Source organism: Mesorhizobium sp. BR115XR7A, from assembly GCF_020165315.1.
Taxonomy (GTDB): Bacteria; Pseudomonadota; Alphaproteobacteria; order Rhizobiales; family Rhizobiaceae; genus Mesorhizobium; species Mesorhizobium australicum.
In genome coordinates this window covers 55,486-71,018 of record NZ_JAIUHW010000001.1, presented here as the reverse complement: position 1 = coordinate 71,018, position 15,533 = coordinate 55,486, and the positions used below count along the sequence as shown (strand labels likewise).

The 15,533-nt window shown below is 61.6% G+C and carries 13 protein-coding genes and 1 tRNA gene; 6 read left to right on the top strand and 8 right to left on the bottom strand.

Annotation, left to right across the window (positions count from 1 at the left end; all coding sequences use genetic code 11):
* Positions 1–186 precede the first annotated feature (186 nt).
* From LB557_RS00380 to LB557_RS00350, 7 genes are all read right to left on the bottom strand, one after another.
* The gene (locus LB557_RS00380; protein ID WP_224643218.1) at positions 187–1,008 is read right to left on the bottom strand and encodes an MBL fold metallo-hydrolase; all 822 of its coding nucleotides are present in this window, start codon (positions 1,006–1,008) and stop codon (positions 187–189) included.
* Positions 1,005–1,799 (bottom strand): TatD family hydrolase, encoded by a 795-nt coding sequence (locus LB557_RS00375; RefSeq protein WP_224643217.1) that lies wholly within the window; start codon positions 1,797–1,799, stop codon positions 1,005–1,007. Before LB557_RS00375 ends, LB557_RS00380 begins: the two co-directional genes overlap by 4 nt.
* A complete protein-coding gene (gene metG / locus LB557_RS00370; protein ID WP_224643216.1) occupies positions 1,799–3,352 on the bottom strand; it encodes a methionine--tRNA ligase in 1,554 nt (517 codons plus the stop codon). The genes LB557_RS00375 and metG overlap by 1 nt, the downstream gene beginning before the upstream one ends.
* A gap of 142 nt (positions 3,353–3,494) precedes the next feature.
* Positions 3,495–4,550 carry a DNA polymerase III subunit delta' gene (locus LB557_RS00365; protein ID WP_140792876.1) on the bottom strand — a complete coding sequence of 352 codons (1,056 nt, stop codon included), beginning with the start codon at positions 4,548–4,550 and terminating at the stop codon, positions 3,495–3,497.
* Positions 4,547–5,221, bottom strand: coding sequence for a dTMP kinase (tmk, locus tag LB557_RS00360; protein WP_140792874.1), 675 nt, complete (start codon positions 5,219–5,221; stop codon positions 4,547–4,549). The genes LB557_RS00365 and tmk overlap by 4 nt, the downstream gene beginning before the upstream one ends.
* Before the next feature lie 80 nt (positions 5,222–5,301).
* Positions 5,302–6,465, bottom strand: coding sequence for a D-alanyl-D-alanine carboxypeptidase family protein (locus tag LB557_RS00355; RefSeq protein ID WP_015317899.1), 1,164 nt, complete (start codon positions 6,463–6,465; stop codon positions 5,302–5,304).
* 93 nt (positions 6,466–6,558) lie between these two features.
* Positions 6,559–7,779 carry a septal ring lytic transglycosylase RlpA family protein gene (locus LB557_RS00350; protein ID WP_224643215.1) on the bottom strand — a complete coding sequence of 407 codons (1,221 nt, stop codon included), beginning with the start codon at positions 7,777–7,779 and terminating at the stop codon, positions 6,559–6,561.
* 266 nt (positions 7,780–8,045) lie between these two features.
* Between LB557_RS00350 and LB557_RS00345 the strand changes: the two genes are divergently transcribed.
* A tRNA-Ser gene (locus LB557_RS00345) sits at positions 8,046–8,135 on the top strand.
* Positions 8,136–10,506: 2,371 nt separating this feature from the next.
* Here the strand turns inward: LB557_RS00345 and LB557_RS00340 are convergent.
* Positions 10,507–10,740 carry a hypothetical protein gene (locus LB557_RS00340; protein WP_224643214.1) on the bottom strand — a complete coding sequence of 78 codons (234 nt, stop codon included), beginning with the start codon at positions 10,738–10,740 and terminating at the stop codon, positions 10,507–10,509.
* Positions 10,741–11,117: 377 nt separating this feature from the next.
* On the opposite strand from LB557_RS00340, the gene LB557_RS00335 reads away from it, so the two are divergent.
* From LB557_RS00335 to rimO, 5 genes are all read left to right on the top strand, one after another.
* Positions 11,118–11,957 carry a sterol desaturase family protein gene (locus LB557_RS00335; RefSeq protein WP_224643213.1) on the top strand — a complete coding sequence of 280 codons (840 nt, stop codon included), beginning with the start codon at positions 11,118–11,120 and terminating at the stop codon, positions 11,955–11,957.
* A gap of 54 nt (positions 11,958–12,011) precedes the next feature.
* The gene (locus LB557_RS00330) at positions 12,012–12,710 is read left to right on the top strand and encodes a DUF2161 domain-containing phosphodiesterase (protein ID WP_015317895.1); all 699 of its coding nucleotides are present in this window, start codon (positions 12,012–12,014) and stop codon (positions 12,708–12,710) included.
* 56 nt (positions 12,711–12,766) lie between these two features.
* The gene (locus LB557_RS00325; protein WP_041163455.1) at positions 12,767–13,174 is read left to right on the top strand and encodes a DUF930 domain-containing protein; all 408 of its coding nucleotides are present in this window, start codon (positions 12,767–12,769) and stop codon (positions 13,172–13,174) included.
* Positions 13,175–13,357: 183 nt separating this feature from the next.
* Complete coding sequence (locus tag LB557_RS00320; protein WP_023773709.1) at positions 13,358–14,044, top strand: TerC family protein; 687 nt, start codon at positions 13,358–13,360, stop codon at positions 14,042–14,044.
* 158 nt (positions 14,045–14,202) lie between these two features.
* A complete protein-coding gene (gene rimO, locus LB557_RS00315; RefSeq protein WP_015317892.1) occupies positions 14,203–15,516 on the top strand; it encodes a 30S ribosomal protein S12 methylthiotransferase RimO in 1,314 nt (437 codons plus the stop codon).
* Positions 15,517–15,533 lie beyond the last annotated feature (17 nt).

Below are 15,533 nucleotides of genomic sequence, written 5' to 3'. Positions count from 1 at the left end.
TTACGCCGTGATAAAAGTCGCATAAGATAGATTATGGAACCTACGCACGTAGCGCGGCCGGGGAATTGCTGCGGTTCCGACCGCTCTCGGCAAACATTATGAATGGGCGCCACCGGCACTTCACGACCTCGAACCCATGGTCGAGCGTTCAAACGACGACTTGAAACGCCAACTGAGCAGCAGCCTCTACCGGTTTGACTCGTATGGGATTTCGATCACCATGCCATCATAGGCTGGTTCGACATTATCGGGCGTCTCAGCCATCACGGCGATGTAATCGAGCGGCCCGTGCATGTGCGTCAGCACGGCGCTCCCAGGCGAAAGCGCCTTGATCCAGTCGAGCGCCTGGCCAAGCGAAAGATGGCTTGGATGCGTGTTGTACTGCAAAGCGTCAATGACCAGCGTGTCGAGACCTCGCAGCCGTTCTGCGGTGGTCTTGGGAAAGTCGCTGACATCGGGACAGTAGGCGAGCCCACCGATGCGGAAACCCAGCGAAATGATGTCGCCATGGATCTGGGGCAGCGGCTCGAAGGTGAGGGCACCCCCCTCTCCTTCAATCACGACCGGCCTGGTATGATCGATGATGTGGGCGTCGACGATCGGCGGATAGGAACTGCCTGCCGGCGTCTGGAAGCAATAGCCGAACGCCTCGCGCAGCCGCTGCATGGTCGGCTCGTCGGCATGGATGCCGATGCGATGCCGTTGTTCCAGCACATAGCCGCGCAGGTCATCGATGCCGTGGATGTGGTCGGCATGCGGATGCGTGTAGATCACCCCGTCGATGCGCCTAACTGAAGCCATCAGCATCTGCTCGCGGAAATCGGGGCCGGTGTCGATGACGACCGTGGTGCGGCCGCCATTGGCGGCAATGCGCTCGACAAGCGCCGCCGTGCGCATGCGCCGGTTCCTGGGATTGGTGGGATCGCAATTGCCCCAGTCGCCGGTGATGCGCGGCGTGCCTGGGGATGACCCGCAGCCGAGAATTGTCAGGCGCAGCCGGTCGCTCATGTCTCGAGCGCCTGCTGGCGAGGCATTTTTCCAAACAGCCGAAAGAAATTATCGGTCGTCACCGCCGCGATCTCAGCCTCGCTGACGCCGATTGTCTCGGCCAGCACCTTGGCGGTTTGCGCGACGTAAGCCGGCTCGTTGCGCTTGCCGCGGAACGGCACCGGCGCCAGATATGGCGCGTCGGTCTCGACCAGCAGCCGGTCACGCGGCAGATCGGCGGCGATGGCGCGCAATTCGACGGACTTCTTGAAGGTCAGGATACCCGAGAACGACACATAGCCGCCTAACGACACGCCGACCTCGGCGAGCCGCCGTCCCGACGAAAAGCAATGCAGGATGAACGGGAAGGCGCCCTTCCCTGTCTCATCCTCGAGAATGGCGGCCATGTCGTCGTCGGCATCGCGTGAATGGATGACGAGAGGCAGCCCGGTCTCGCGGGCGGCGGCGATATGAGCGCGAAAACCCTGCGCCTGCGCATCGCGCGGTGCCTTGTCGTAGAAATAATCGAGACCTGCTTCACCGATCGCCACCACCTTTGGGTGAGTGGACAGGCGGACAAGGTTGGCGGTGGTGACGTCGAGCTCCTCGGCGGCATTGTGCGGGTGAGTGCCGACCGAGCAATAGACTTCGTCGAAAGTCTCCGCGATCTCAAGAACTTGCTGAAACCGCTTCACGCGCGTGGAGATCGTCACCATGCGGCCGATTCCGGCCGCCTTAGCGCGGGCGACAATGGCCGCCCGCTCCTCGGCGAAGTCCGGAAAGTCCAGATGACAATGGCTGTCGACGAGCATCAGGCGTTCGCGTCCGTCTGTTCGACATAGCGCGGAAACACGCCCTCCGGCGCAGGCAGCGCCGTCCCGGAAACAAGCGCGTGGTCGGCGTGGACATGCACGAAATCGCGATTGTCCGCCGGCACCGCCAGCAGGTCGAGCAGCTTGCCGGCCGAGCCCGGAATGAAGGGCTGGCATAGAACCGCCACGCGCCGGACCACTTCGGCCGTAGTCCACAGCACCGTTTCCATGCGCTCGGGATTGGTTTTCTTGAGCGCCCAGGGTTCCTGTCCGGCGAAATACCGGTCGGCTTCCGCAACCACGCCGAAGATCGCCGCCAGTGCCAGATGGATGCCCTGTTCGGCCATTGCCTTGCGCGCGGTGGCGAGAGCGTCGATCGCTTGATCCAGGATCACCTTGTCGGCTTCCGCCAGGTCGCCGCGCTTCGGTACCACGCCGCCGCAATTCTTGGCGATCATCGACAGCGAGCGCTGCGCCAGATTGCCGAGACCGTTGGCCAGATCGGCGTTGGTGCGATTGACGATCGCTTCATGGCTGTAGCTGCCGTCCTGGCCGAACGGCACTTCGCGCAGGAAGAAGTAGCGTACCTGGTCGAGGCCATAATGCTCGATCATGGTGAACGGGTCGATGACGTTGCCGACCGATTTCGACATCTTCTCGCCGCGGTTGAACAGAAAGCCGTGGCCGAAGACGCGCTTCGGCAGCGGGATGCCGGCCGACATCAGGAAGGCCGGCCAATAAACCGCGTGGAAGCGCACGATGTCCTTGCCGATGATGTGCGCATCGGCTGGCCAGAACTTCCATTTCTCATCTTTTTCATCGGGATAGCCGACGCCGGTGATGTAGTTGGTCAGCGCGTCGACCCACACATACATGACATGCTTTTCGTCGCCGGGTACCGGCACGCCCCAGTCAAATGTGGTGCGCGAGATCGACAGGTCCTTCAGTCCCGACTTGACGAAGCTCATCACCTCGTTGCGGCGCTCGGCCGGACCTATGAAGTCGGGCTGGCCTTCATAAATCGCGACGAGCTTGTCCTGATAGGCCGACAGGCGGAAGAAGTAGCTCTCTTCCTCGACCCATTCGACCGGCGTTCCCTGCGGCCCGTAGCGGACATTGTCGGGACGGACCTCGGTCTCCTCCTCGCCGTAATAGGCTTCGTCGCGCACCGAGTACCAGCCGGCATAGCCGCCCTTATAGACGTCGCCATTGGCGGCCATCGCCTTCCAGATCGCCTGCGAAGCAGCGTAATGGCGCTCCTCCGTGGTGCGGATGAAATCGTCGTTGGAGGCGTTGAGCGCGGTCGCCATGCGCTTGAACTCGGCTGAATTGCGATCGGCCAGTTCGCGCGCAGAAATGCCTTCGCGCTTGGCTGTCTGCAGCATCTTGATGCCGTGCTCGTCGGTGCCGGTAAGGAAGAAGACCTGCTTGCCGTCGAGCCGCTGGAAGCGGGCAAGAGCATCGGTGGCGATCAGCTCGTAGGCATGGCCGATATGCGGCTTGCCGTTCGGATAGGAAATCGCGGTCGTGATGTAGAATGTGTCGCGTGACATGAATGAACCGTCATGAATGTCTGAATGGAGGCCGTGGCGGTGGATATCGCATCGGAATGGCGATTGCCATCCCGAGACCAGTGCATGCCGCCCAAAAGTGGCCCCGGTTTAAGGGGCAACGGCATGCACCAAAAAAGGCCCGTCACATTCGCATTGCAGAATTCAGGCGGTCGATCATGGTCAGGGCGTGCTGCTTTTTATCGAGATTGTAGGTGTCCGTCTCAGATATAGCGTCCAGCGCCTCATGCCAACTGTCCGACAGCGTTTTGGCCCGCTTGAGATCGCCAGCCCGCGCCGCCTGGCTTGCCGCATCCGACAGAAGGTCCAGCGCCCGGCGATTGAAGATGTCGAACTGTATCGCCTGGTCCTTGCCCGCGACCGCCTCGGCCAGGCGATAGGCGCCGCCAATATCGCTCTTTCCCGTCGCCACCAGTCCATCCAGCGTCCGCGCGATCTCCAGCCCGCCATACTGCGTCAACAGGATCGCGTTGCGGGCGCTGCCCCCTGCCCGCTCGACCAATGCAGCCCTCGCGGCCGGATCGTCCGGCGGCGGCGGCTCCGCTGTCTCCAGCACCGCCATCAGTTCGTTGGCGTCGAGCGGTGTCAGCCGCACCACCTGGCAGCGCGAGCGGATCGTCGGCAGCAGACTGCCGGGTGCATGGACGATGAGAATGAACAGGGTCCGTGCCGGTGGTTCCTCGAGATTCTTCAGCAAGGCATTGGCCGCATTGGCATTCATGTCGTCGGCCGGATCGACGATCACCACCCGGTAGCTGCCGTCATGCGAAGTCAGCGACAGAAAGCGGCTGACCTTGCGGATTTCGTCGACGGTGACGACGGTCTTGAAACTCTTGGTCTTGTCGTTCAACGGGCGGGTCAGATGCAGTACGCCGGGATGCGCGCCGGTTGCGATCTGGCGAAACAGCGGCGAGGCCGGATCGGGAACCGCTAGGTTGCCAGGCGCCTGGTCGAAGGCCGGATGCTTCAAAAGGTGGTGGGCGAGATGGAAGGCGAGCGTCGCCTTGCCGATCCCGACCGGACCGGCGAAGATAAGCGCATGCGGCAGCTTTCCCGCACGATAGGCGGCGGCAAGCATGGTGACGGCCTGCCCGTGTCCGACCAGACGCGGTGTTTCGGAGGGTTCCGGCACGCCGTCCAGCGTATCATGCTGTTCCGGCGCGATGCGTTCGAAGATCATACGGGTGCGACCTGCCTGTTGCGCTCGGACGCCCTTGCCTCCAGTGCCGCGAACACGGTCGCCGTGACGACATCCTCCACCGTGTCCGGATCGGCGGACGCATCGACGATGATGCAGCGTTCCGGCTCTGCCGCGGCGATCGCCAGGAACGCTTCGCGGCGGGCCTGGTGGATGGCCAGCGTCTCTTTTTCGAAGCGGTCGGCTGTGGCATCGCTGCCACGCCGCAATGCCGCGCGCTTCAAACCCTCGGCCGGGTCGATATCGAAGATCAGCGTCATGTCGGGCATCATGCCGTTGATGGCGACCTGTTCCAGCATGGCCATGAATGCCGGGTCGATCCCACCCGTAACGCCCTGATAGACACGCGAGGAATCCAGGAAGCGGTCACAAAGCACGATGGAGCCGCGTTCGACCGCCGGACGGATGACCTGCTCGACGTGGTCGGAACGCGCGGCTGCGAAGAGCAGCGCTTCCATCTTGGGCCCGAACGGTTCGGCGGCACCCGAAAGCAGCACATGCCTGACCGCTTCGGCGCCCGGCGAGCCGCCCGGCTCGCGTGTCCGTACGACATCATACTTCTTGGCGCGCATCTTGGTGGCCAGCCGCTCGATCTGTGTCGACTTGCCTGCGCCTTCGCCGCCTTCGAAGGTGATGAAAAAACCGCGCGCCAACCGAGGGCCTTTGTTCGTGTTCGAGTGGATTGTTGGGCTGTAGATAGTCCGCGTTCGGGAAAACGTCCATGCCGTCGGCGCTATCGAAGCCAGCCGATCGCCAGTTCCTTGACGGCATCGAGAGCGCGTTGCGGCAACGTGCCGACGCTGATCGACTCGGCGGCGAACAACGGTGTCTCCTGGCTCAGCGTGTCGCCGATCCAGACGCGCAGTGCGCCCACCGGCTGCCCCTCCTCCACCGGTGCCGCGACCGGGCCGGTGTAGATGATCCTGGCCGTCAGCTTGTCGCGGTTGGTGATCGGCAGGAAGATGTCGATCGGACCTTTTGCCTTGAGCGTCACGCCGGATTTCATGCCGCCAAAAACCTGGGCCTCTCCGACCACCTCGTCCTTGGCGAAGATTTCGGTCTTCTCGAACGAGCGAACGCCCCAATCGAGCAGTTTGCGTGCCTCTTCTGCGCGCTCCTTGTCATTTGCCAGCCCGCTCATCGCCGCGATCACCCTCGTGCCGTTGTGGCTGGCCGAAGCCACGATGCCGAAACCGGATGTCTCGCTTGCGCCGACAGCCAGGCCGTCGGCGCCGATGTCCATCGCCAGCAACGGGTTGCGGTTCCTCTGCGAGATCTTGTTCCAGGTGAAATCCTTCAACCCGTAATACCGGTAGAAATCGGGGTATTCGCGCCATAGATGCAGGGCGAGCTGCGCCAATTCGCGCACGTTTGTCTGTTGGCCGTCGGCCGGCAGGCCAGTGGAGTTCACGAAAGTCGACGTCTTGAGGCCGATCTGGCGCGCACGTTCGGTCATCTCTCCGGCAAAATTGTCCTCGGATCCGGCCATGCCTTCGGCGATGACGATACAGCCGTCATTAGCGGCCTGCACGGTCACCCCCTGGATCAGGTCCTCGAGCCGGATCGCCGATTTGAGCTTGGCGAACATCGTCGAGGTTCCCGACGGCGCGCCACCTTTGCGCCAGGCGTTTTCGCTGACCACGAACGTATCGTCGAGTTTGAGGCGTCCGGATTTGAGGGCGTTGAAAACCACTTCCATCGTCATCAGCTTGGCCATCGAAGCCGGCGGAATGGGTTTATCGGCATCTTTCGAAAACAGCACCGTGCCGGTATCGGCATCGATCATGAAGGCTTGCGCGGCCTTGGTCTCGAAAAGCTGCGCTTGGGCCGGCGAAAGCGTAAGCAGGAGGCTGAGGAGAAAAAAAACGGCGAAAGGCTGTAGCAAGCGAAACTGCATGAAAATCGACCCGTTGGCCGGCCCCTCCGGCGTCCCGAAACTATCGGGCTTTTTCGGTGAGGGATCAACTGCCGGGCGCAAACCGGCGCTGGATCAGTCGCGCACGACCAGCGCGTCGGGCGCGCCATGAGACCACGCCGCCTTCAGCAACTCGTCCAGACCGCCATGGCCGTCCGGATAGAGGTTGACCGCATACCAGTCATTGCCGTCGAGATCGGAGCGCTGGATTTCTATTCTGCCGAAGGGCTTTAGTGCCGAGGCCACACGTGTGGCTTCGGTGGCGTCGTCGAACGTACCGGCGGCGACATGGTCGGCACTGGATGGCGCCGCTTGGCGGCCGGTGTTTTTCCACGACCGCAGGATGTCTGCGGGCGACATGCCGCTGTCGTCCAGAGCGGCAAAGACATCCGCGCGATGGACGCGTTCATCCGCATAGGACAGCGATGCCATGGCGAACGGCGATTGCGGCGGCAGGCTGATCTGCGGCCGTTCCGGCACGATCGGTCCAAAATCGGGCAGCGCCGGATCGCCGAAGGCCGGCTGCGCGGCCATCCGTCCCTGCATCGGTGCCGCGGCATCGGTCAGCTGACCTGGAAACGGCACGGCGGCCGCGCTGACCGGAAGGCTCGGCGAAGGCCCGTTCATGGCCACCATGACGCCGGTCGGCAGGCCGTCCGATGGGTCCGGTATGCGGTTGCCTGGATGGTAAGAGGCCATCAGGTACTGGTCGTCATTGCCGTCGAGCGGCGCGCGGCCGACATATTCGACCTTCACCTTCGCGGTGCCGACCTTGTCGTAGTCCAGCATCTGCGCGGCTCGCTCCGAGACGTCGATGATGCGGCCCTCATGGTAGGGGCCGCGGTCATTGACGCGCACGATGACCGAACTGCCGGTTTCGAGGTTGGTGACGCGGGCATAGCTGGGCAGCGGCATGGTCGGATGCGCCGCCGTCAGATGCGCCATGTCGTAGACTTCGCCATTGGCGGTCAGCCGGCCATGGAAGGCGTCGCCATACCATGATGCCAGACCCACCTTGGCGTACTTCTTGTCTTCCTTGGGATAATACCACTTGCCGCGCACCTGATAGGGCTTGCCAAGCTGGTCGCGACCGCCGCCGCGCCGCATGAAGGCAGCGCGCGGACTGGCCTTCACCCCATATTCGGTCTCGGCGAAATATTCCTTGGAGCGGGTCTTCTTGTAGACCATCCCTTTCGGCTCGGGCTGCGACGCGCAAGCGGCGAGCAATGCAGCAGACGCTGCAAACAACGCAACCGTGGCAACGCGACAAAGACGCGGGTGCGTCACAGCCTGCATTCTTGATTGCCCCCTAAATCTCATGAAGACGTCGCATCCGACCATCAGAGGAGCCAAAGCACTCACTCGACAATGCCAACGACGCCTCGAACCCCGATCCTTTGTGCGCAGGAATTGTTTATCACGGTATTAACCGATTATGGCCGGAACCGGGCAAGATTGTGACGCTGGCTGTCCTAACCCTTAGGCTCAGGCGAGCGAGCTGTTCATGCAAGCCGGTTGACAGGCCTTTGCCGGGCACACTAGAGCAGTGGCCGGCAGTAGCTGGAGGGATGGCCGAGCGGTTTAAGGCACCGGTCTTGAAAACCGGCGTGGGCGCAAGTTCACCGTGGGTTCGAATCCCACTCCCTCCGCCATAACGTCTATGAATCAGATAGGGACCCCACCGCTATCCCCAGCCCGCTTGGCTGCGGTGGTGCCGCAACATCTTCACAAAATCATCCGCGGGTGCCATGGTCGAGTTCGAGACGGGCATCTGGGGCGACCGAGTTGAGAGCCGATAAGGGGTGACTGCAAGCGCCGTAAAGCGTCTCGCAGTTACCATTCACGATGATTTTGGGCATGGTGGGCATAGGGAACCGCTAGCTATCCACCGCGTTCTCTCGATATGCTCAAGAAAATCGCCTTTGCCGCCGTGCTGGTTCAAGTTGCAGCCTTGTCAGCCCTCCTGACGCAAACATTCCTCCTTGCATCCACGCCTACCCAAGCGGCCAGTGTGCAAGGCGAGCCCGTGGTGGCCGTTACGGCATCGGAATGCGCCAAGGCGACATGGCCTAATATTCCCGTTCAGTGCCTTGAGAGGGTTGAGGCGAGAGCGCAATAAAACTGGAGAAACGCAAGCCGGCGGGCCGCCTCTGACACACGGAATTGTTCCATTGCGTCCAAGGCGATCATTGCCATCGTCGAAAGCTATAGATTACTGCTGACGCCCGACCGGCGAAACTGTCACGATTAACGAATCATTGACCGCGCTGTCCTATTCTGAGACAGCGCGGTCAAATCCCAACCGGACTGCGCAGGCGGCTCCGGCAACCCAGCCCCCGCCGCACTGTCGGAGCCGCCACCATACAATGGAATAAATACCAGCAATGGTTGAATCAACCGTTACTGCAGTTGTTGCAACTAGAACGAACGACATCCACCGTTCCGCACCATTCCACCTAGCGCTCCCGGTTCAAAAAACCGCAGGACGTCATAGGAGCCAAAAAAGCCCGCCGGGCGGAGCCAGTCCGCTCAGCGTGACAAACAGGAGACTGATAGCGAATCCGTTTCGATTTATGCTCTGAGCATGGAATGCGCCGCCTTCGATGACATCGCCAGCGCCCTGGCAGCCCGCAAACGGCAAACCGCAATGGGAAGCGCTATAGCAGCGAGTCCTGCTCTAGCTCCCTCTCGCAAGGCGTGGGCCGTGCCACAGCCGGCTGACACTCTACAGAAGAGCCGAGCAGTCTACCTGATCGCGCATCGAGGCTAGATCGTCGCGAACGAGCCATTCCGAGTAAGCCCTCAGTCGCCTGAGGCCAGCGGTCTTGGCGTCTCGCTCCGTTCGCTCGGCTTCCAGCGTTGCTGACGCTGGAAGCCACGCGATGCATTTAGGCTTCGGATGGTACCGAAGTGATCCGACAATTTGATCCTTCACCGGCCATTCCCCTCGTACGCCCTGTGAAGCTTTCACATGTGGCGGGGTAAGTCGTCCGTCATTGTGATGATGCACGGCCAACTGCTATGCGTTAGCAATCGCTTGTTCCCTCTGGACTATCGCCGTGCCGACCGCGTTGTTTCCCGGCTGGTTCCAATGGCGGCACCTCCCAGCTGCGCGGGTGCAAAAAAGCCTTCGGCCGGGGCAGGAGGCAGTTCAAAGGGGCGAACCGATAACAGGGAAGCGGACCAGTTCCGAGCCTTCATGACCGGCACATATTTTTCAACCCACCAGCAAAAGGCCCGCCAGGTGGGAACCGGCGGGCAAGTTCTGGAGTGCTGGGATCAACCAGCATAGGTCAACGATGGGCGGCGAAGTTGGTTGCGGGGCGACCCAACCGTAGACGGCTATTTCGACTCCACGCCCGGCTCAGGCTGAATGTCGATCGTGTCGCCATCTCCATGCACGGCATCACGGTCCCAATCATTGGCCTTGTCAGGTGTTTTGGCAATCGCTTTTCGGGTGTCCCTTCCTCGGTCCTTGCGGGGTTCTGGACCTGGCAGTTCGCGTGATGACTTCGGCTCCACATGCGCCTCCTGTTCTCTACCAAAACAAAGTCGGGGGGCTCGGGTTCCAACAAAGCAAAGCCCGCCGCCTCCGGGAGGAGCGCAGCGGGCCATTCGGCTAGGAGTTGAGGGGACATCTCCACGCTGCCAAAACAACAGATCGGCAGCGGATTGGTTCCCTGAGACGGGACCGTGAGATAGCGTGTTAGCCCAACAGCCGCCGCAACCGCTCCGCCCGGCAAACGATCGGCGTTTGCTATTTGGCTTTTAGCCGGAGACATGTCAGCCAGATTTTTTGGCTCGGTCGCTTTTCGCTGCGCGTTCGTCTGGTGGCCCCGACGCTTGGTGCAACCCGACCGTCTCCCGCCGTTTGAATGATGCCGTTTCTGGAAGCTGGCGTATTAACGGTCAAGCTGGCGGGTAATCATCCCAACCCAACACCGCTGGTCAGGCCCGGCGGCGTCCCACCCCTCCTCGCCGGGCCGCCCGCATGTTGCACAAAGGCGAAGGTCGCCACCTTGCTCAGTCGGACTGCTGTGTGCGCTCCGCGATGGCAAACGCCTGCAGGTTCCTGGCCTTGCCGATGTCCCGGTCGGCGTTCGCGATGATCGAAAAGAAGGCTGCTCTGGCGATATCCTTCTTGGAGGCCTTGGGGTGCGCTTTCCGGGCAGCCTTGACGAGCTGCTTGGGAGACATCTCGGGCGTGACGATCCTCATGAGGGTATCGCCGATCGCACTCATTTCGCTTGCATCCATGATGGGCGTCCCTGCTGACCGCAATGCCACAATAGCAAGGACAACTCGCGACCGACAATATGGTTCTGAAAATGAGAAACCCCGCCGGCAGGGACCGGAGGGGTTAGTCCTGGAAGGACGCGCGTTGCGCTGCGTTCGACAAGCGCGCATTGTCCAGATATCGCGCGGTTGCGACACCGATGTGACACAAGGACAGATGGCTGCGTACGCCCTTCGCAAGGACGATCGGTACGCGTCTCGCGGTCTTGCGACATCGGTGGCGATCACATGCCGGCCATAAGCATTATCGGAGATCCCTTCAGCCTTTGGAAAGGGAGATGTGGTTCTGCTGAGGAGTTGAAGCGCTGGCGGCGTGCCGGCGACAGGCTGGGCGATAGATGGACATCTTTGGCATCAAGGCGCTTTTGATCTGTGCGCTGATCTTCATTCCGTTCGAACATCTGTTTGCCGAGCAGCCGCAGAAGGTCCTCCGCAAAGGCTTGGATGTCGATCTGATTTATGTGCTGTTCAACACCTTCGTCATAAAGGCAGCCATGGCCATGATGGCGCTCGGCACCCTCGAAGCCGCCGCGATCCTTGTCCCGCAATCGGCAACGCGGGCCGTCAGCGGCCAGCCCATCTGGCTGCAGGTTGCGGAAATGATCCTGATCACCGATATCGGCGTCTATTGGGCGCATCGGGCCTTCCATAAAATCCCCGCTCTCTGGAAATTCCATGCGATACACCATGGCATTGAGGAGCTGGACTGGCTCGGCGCTTTCCATTCCCACCCGGTCGACGCGATCGTCACAAAGGCAATATCGTTGACGCCGATCTACCTCCTTGGCTTCTCCGACGCCTCACTCGCCGTCTTTTCGCTTATCTACTTCGGCCACACGATGCTTGTTCATTCAAACCTGCGGATTGCGTTCGGCCCCTTCAAGTGGTTGATCGCCAGCCCGCAGTTCCATCGCTGGCACCATGCCAACCAGCGCACAGCCTACGACAAGAACTTCGCCGGCCAATTGCCGTTCCTCGACGTGATATTCGGCACCTACAATGCCACCGGCAACAAGCTGCCCGAGAAATACGGCGTCGATGATCCCATCCCCTCCAGCTATTTCGGCCAGCTCGGCTATCCGTTCTTGCCTCACAGGAAGCCGTCGAAACGGGCAGCGCCGAGCGTCGAAGCAGGCTGGTTGCCGGACACGCCGGGCATCGAGCATGTCGACAGATGAGTTCGGGGCCACGGTGCCGAGGCCTTTCATGGCGAATCGGCTAAGCCTCGAGGCATGAACGAGACCTCACTCTACGCGCCGGTGAAGCGCTTCCTCGAAAACCTCGACTTCGTCGTGAAAGGGGAAATCGGCGGTTGCGACATCGTCGCGCTGCGCGAGGGAGAGCCGCCGATCGTCGTCATCTGCGAGCTGAAGCTGCAGTTCAATCTCGAACTGGTTCTGCAGGGCGTCGACCGTGCGGCTGCTTGCGATGAAGTTTGGCTGGCAGCGCGCATGTCGGCGCGGGGCAAGGGGCGCGAAAGCGATGCCAGGTTCCGCAATCTCTGCCGTCGGCTTGGCTTCGGCCTGCTCGCGGTGACCGCCAATGACAGGGTCGAAGTGCTTCTCAGTCCGGTCGCCCAGGCACCGCGCAAAAATGCGCGACGGCGTTCTCGCCTTGTCGATGAGCATCAGCGCCGCCGCGGCGATCCTGTCGCTGGCGGCGGATCGCGCACTCCGATCATGACCGCCTACCGGCAGAGCGCCCTCGCCTGCGCCGCCGCGCTTGCGGACGGCCCCAAACGGCCGCGCGATCTGAAAGCCTTGACGTCGATCGCGCCGAAGATTCTTCAGCACAATGTCTATGGCTGGTTCGCAAGGGTCGAGCGTGGTCTCTATGATCTCACGGATGCCGGCCGAGCTTCGCTGGTTCGTTGGCCGCAGGTCGCGCACGATGAAGCCCGACACGAGATTTTGATTGCGCCGGACCTCTGAATGCCGGGGTTTGCCGAGCATGAACCGCCGCTATTGGTTGATTTTTCAGACAAAACATGTTGCTTGTCCCGCCCATGAAGACACTCTGCATGATGGCCATTGCGTCCCTGACGCTGGCCTTTCCGGCCAGTGCGATGGACAACGCTTTGCGCGCCGGGCTGATGAAACTTGATCCGCAAACCCGCCTCGAACAGCGTTGCGATGCCGAAATCCTGGACCGGATCACCCACGATGATCGCAAGTTCAAGGCCGACCGCGTCGTCGCTTACGCCTTCGCGACGCCGGAGATGAGCGCCGACGCAATCCGGAGTCCCGGTGCGGCGTTCCGCAGCAAGGGGCAATGGTACCGGCTGAAATTCAAATGCCAGACGGGACCGGACCATATGGAAGTTCTCCAGCTCCGCTATCGGATCGGGGACGAGATTCCGGAAGCCGACTGGGCGAAATACAATCTCTACGATTAGGTTCTCGCGGGCTTGCGCCCGCCTCCGGCTTGTGCCGGCGGCTGTCGAGAACCTCCCGCAATTCCACCGCCACGAAAATGGTTTTCCAGCGTTGCCCGTTGCCGCACTTGACGCCAGCGGACCATGCCTTTAGGCCCGTTCGGACGATCGACGACGAACACTCGACGAAGGGCTTCCAGGTCGATGGAAATATTTACCGCCGCGGGCTTTTCGGCTCTCCTTCAGGTCATCGCCATCGACCTTGCGCTCGCGGGCGACAATGCCATCGTTATCGGCCTTGCCGCTGCCGGCCTGCCGGCCAGCCAGCGCCAGCGAGCCATTCTTGTCGGCATCGCGGCGGCCACCGTTCTTCGCATTTTCTTCGCCCTGATCACGCAATGGCTGCTGACCATTGGTCCCATGCTGCTTATCGGCGGCGGCCTGCTTTTGCTGTGGGTTTGCTGGAAGATGTGGCGCGAATTGCGTGTCAGCCACGACGATGAGCGCGACGCCACCGAAGCGCTGTCGAACGGCGACTTCGACAAGGATGGCGTCATTGGCGGCAAGGGGCCGAGCAAAACCTTCTCGCAGGCCGCCTGGCAGATCGTCATTGCCGACGTCTCGATGTCGCTCGACAATGTTCTGGCCGTCGCGGGAGCGGCTATGAACCATCCGACGGTGCTGATTGTCGGGCTGGCGCTGTCGATCGCTTTGATGGGCTTTGCCGCGTCATTCGTCGCGCGCTTGCTGCACAAATACCGCTGGATTGCCTATATCGGCCTGGTCATCATCCTCTATGTCGCGGTCAAGATGCTGCTGGACGGAGCCGTGCAGCAATTCCCCGATCATTTCGCCTTCCTGTCACCCTGGTTCGGGTCAAGCGGGCACTGACGCAAATGTCGGGCCGCAGGGCTCCGTTTGCCTGATTGAGGAAGCCGTGCTATTGCGCCGCCCAAATTGAGCTCCTGCCAGGAGCCATGCAAGCCATCATATGTTGAGACTGCGGGCCGGATCGGTGTTTCCGGTTCGCGTCCATTGGAAAATTGCCCATGTCCGCCCCACGCGTCAGCTTCGTCAGTCTCGGATGTCCCAAAGCCCTTGTCGATTCCGAGCGCATCATCACGCGTCTGCGGGCCGAGGGCTACGAGATCGCCCGCAAGCATGACGGCGCCGATCTCGTTGTCGTCAACACCTGTGGCTTTCTCGACTCCGCCCGCGACGAGTCGCTCAACGCCATTGGCTCGGCACTGTCGGAAAACGGCAGGGTCATCGTCACCGGCTGTCTGGGCGCCGAGCCGGACGTGATCCGCGAGAAGCACCCCAACGTGCTGGCGATCACCGGCCCGCAGGCCTATGAGAGCGTGATGGCCGCGGTCCATGAGGCCGCCCCTCCCGCACACGATCCCTACATCGACCTGCTGCCGCCGCAAGGCGTCAAGCTGACGCCGCGCCATTATGCCTATTTGAAGATTTCGGAAGGCTGCAACAACCGTTGCACCTTCTGCATCATTCCGGCACTGCGCGGCGATCTCGTCTCGCGGCCGGCCGCCGATGTGCTGCGCGAAGCCGAGAAACTGGCCAAGGCCGGCGTCAAGGAACTGCTCGTCATCTCGCAGGATACCAGCGCCTACGGCATCGACATCAAGTACCAGACGTCCATGTTCGGCGACCGCGAAGTGCGGGCGAAATTCCTCGATCTCTCGGAGGAATTGGGCAAGCTCGGCATCTGGGTGCGCATGCATTATGTCTACCCCTATCCGCACGTCGCCGACGTCATCCCGCTGATGGCCGAAGGAAAAATCCTTCCCTACCTGGACATCCCCTTCCAGCATGCCTCGCCACAGGTGCTGAAGAACATGCGCCGGCCCGCCCATGGCGAAAAGACGCTGGAGCGCATTCGCGGCTGGCGCGACGTGTGCCCGGATCTCGCCATCCGCTCGACCTTCATCGTCGGCTTCCCCGGCGAAACGGATGACGACTTCGAGATGCTGCTCGATTGGCTGGATGAAGCGAAAATCGATCGCGCCGGCTGCTTCAAATACGAGCCGGTCAGAGGCGCCCGCTCCAACGAGCTCGGGCTTGAGCAAGTGCCGCAGGAGATCAAGGAAGCGCGCTGGCATCGTTTCATGCAGCGCCAGCAGAAGATCTCGGCAGCGCAGCTGGCCAGGAAGGTCGGCAAGCGTCTGCCGGTGCTGATCGACGAGGCGCACGGCACTTCGGCAAAGGGTCGCACCAAATATGATGCGCCCGAGATCGATGGTTCGGTCCACATCCAGTCGCGCCGCCCGATGCGCGCCGGCGACATCGTCACCGTCAAAATCGAGCGCGCGGACGCTTACGATCTCTACGGCTCGGCTGTCTGAGCCTTCCGTCAAGTTCA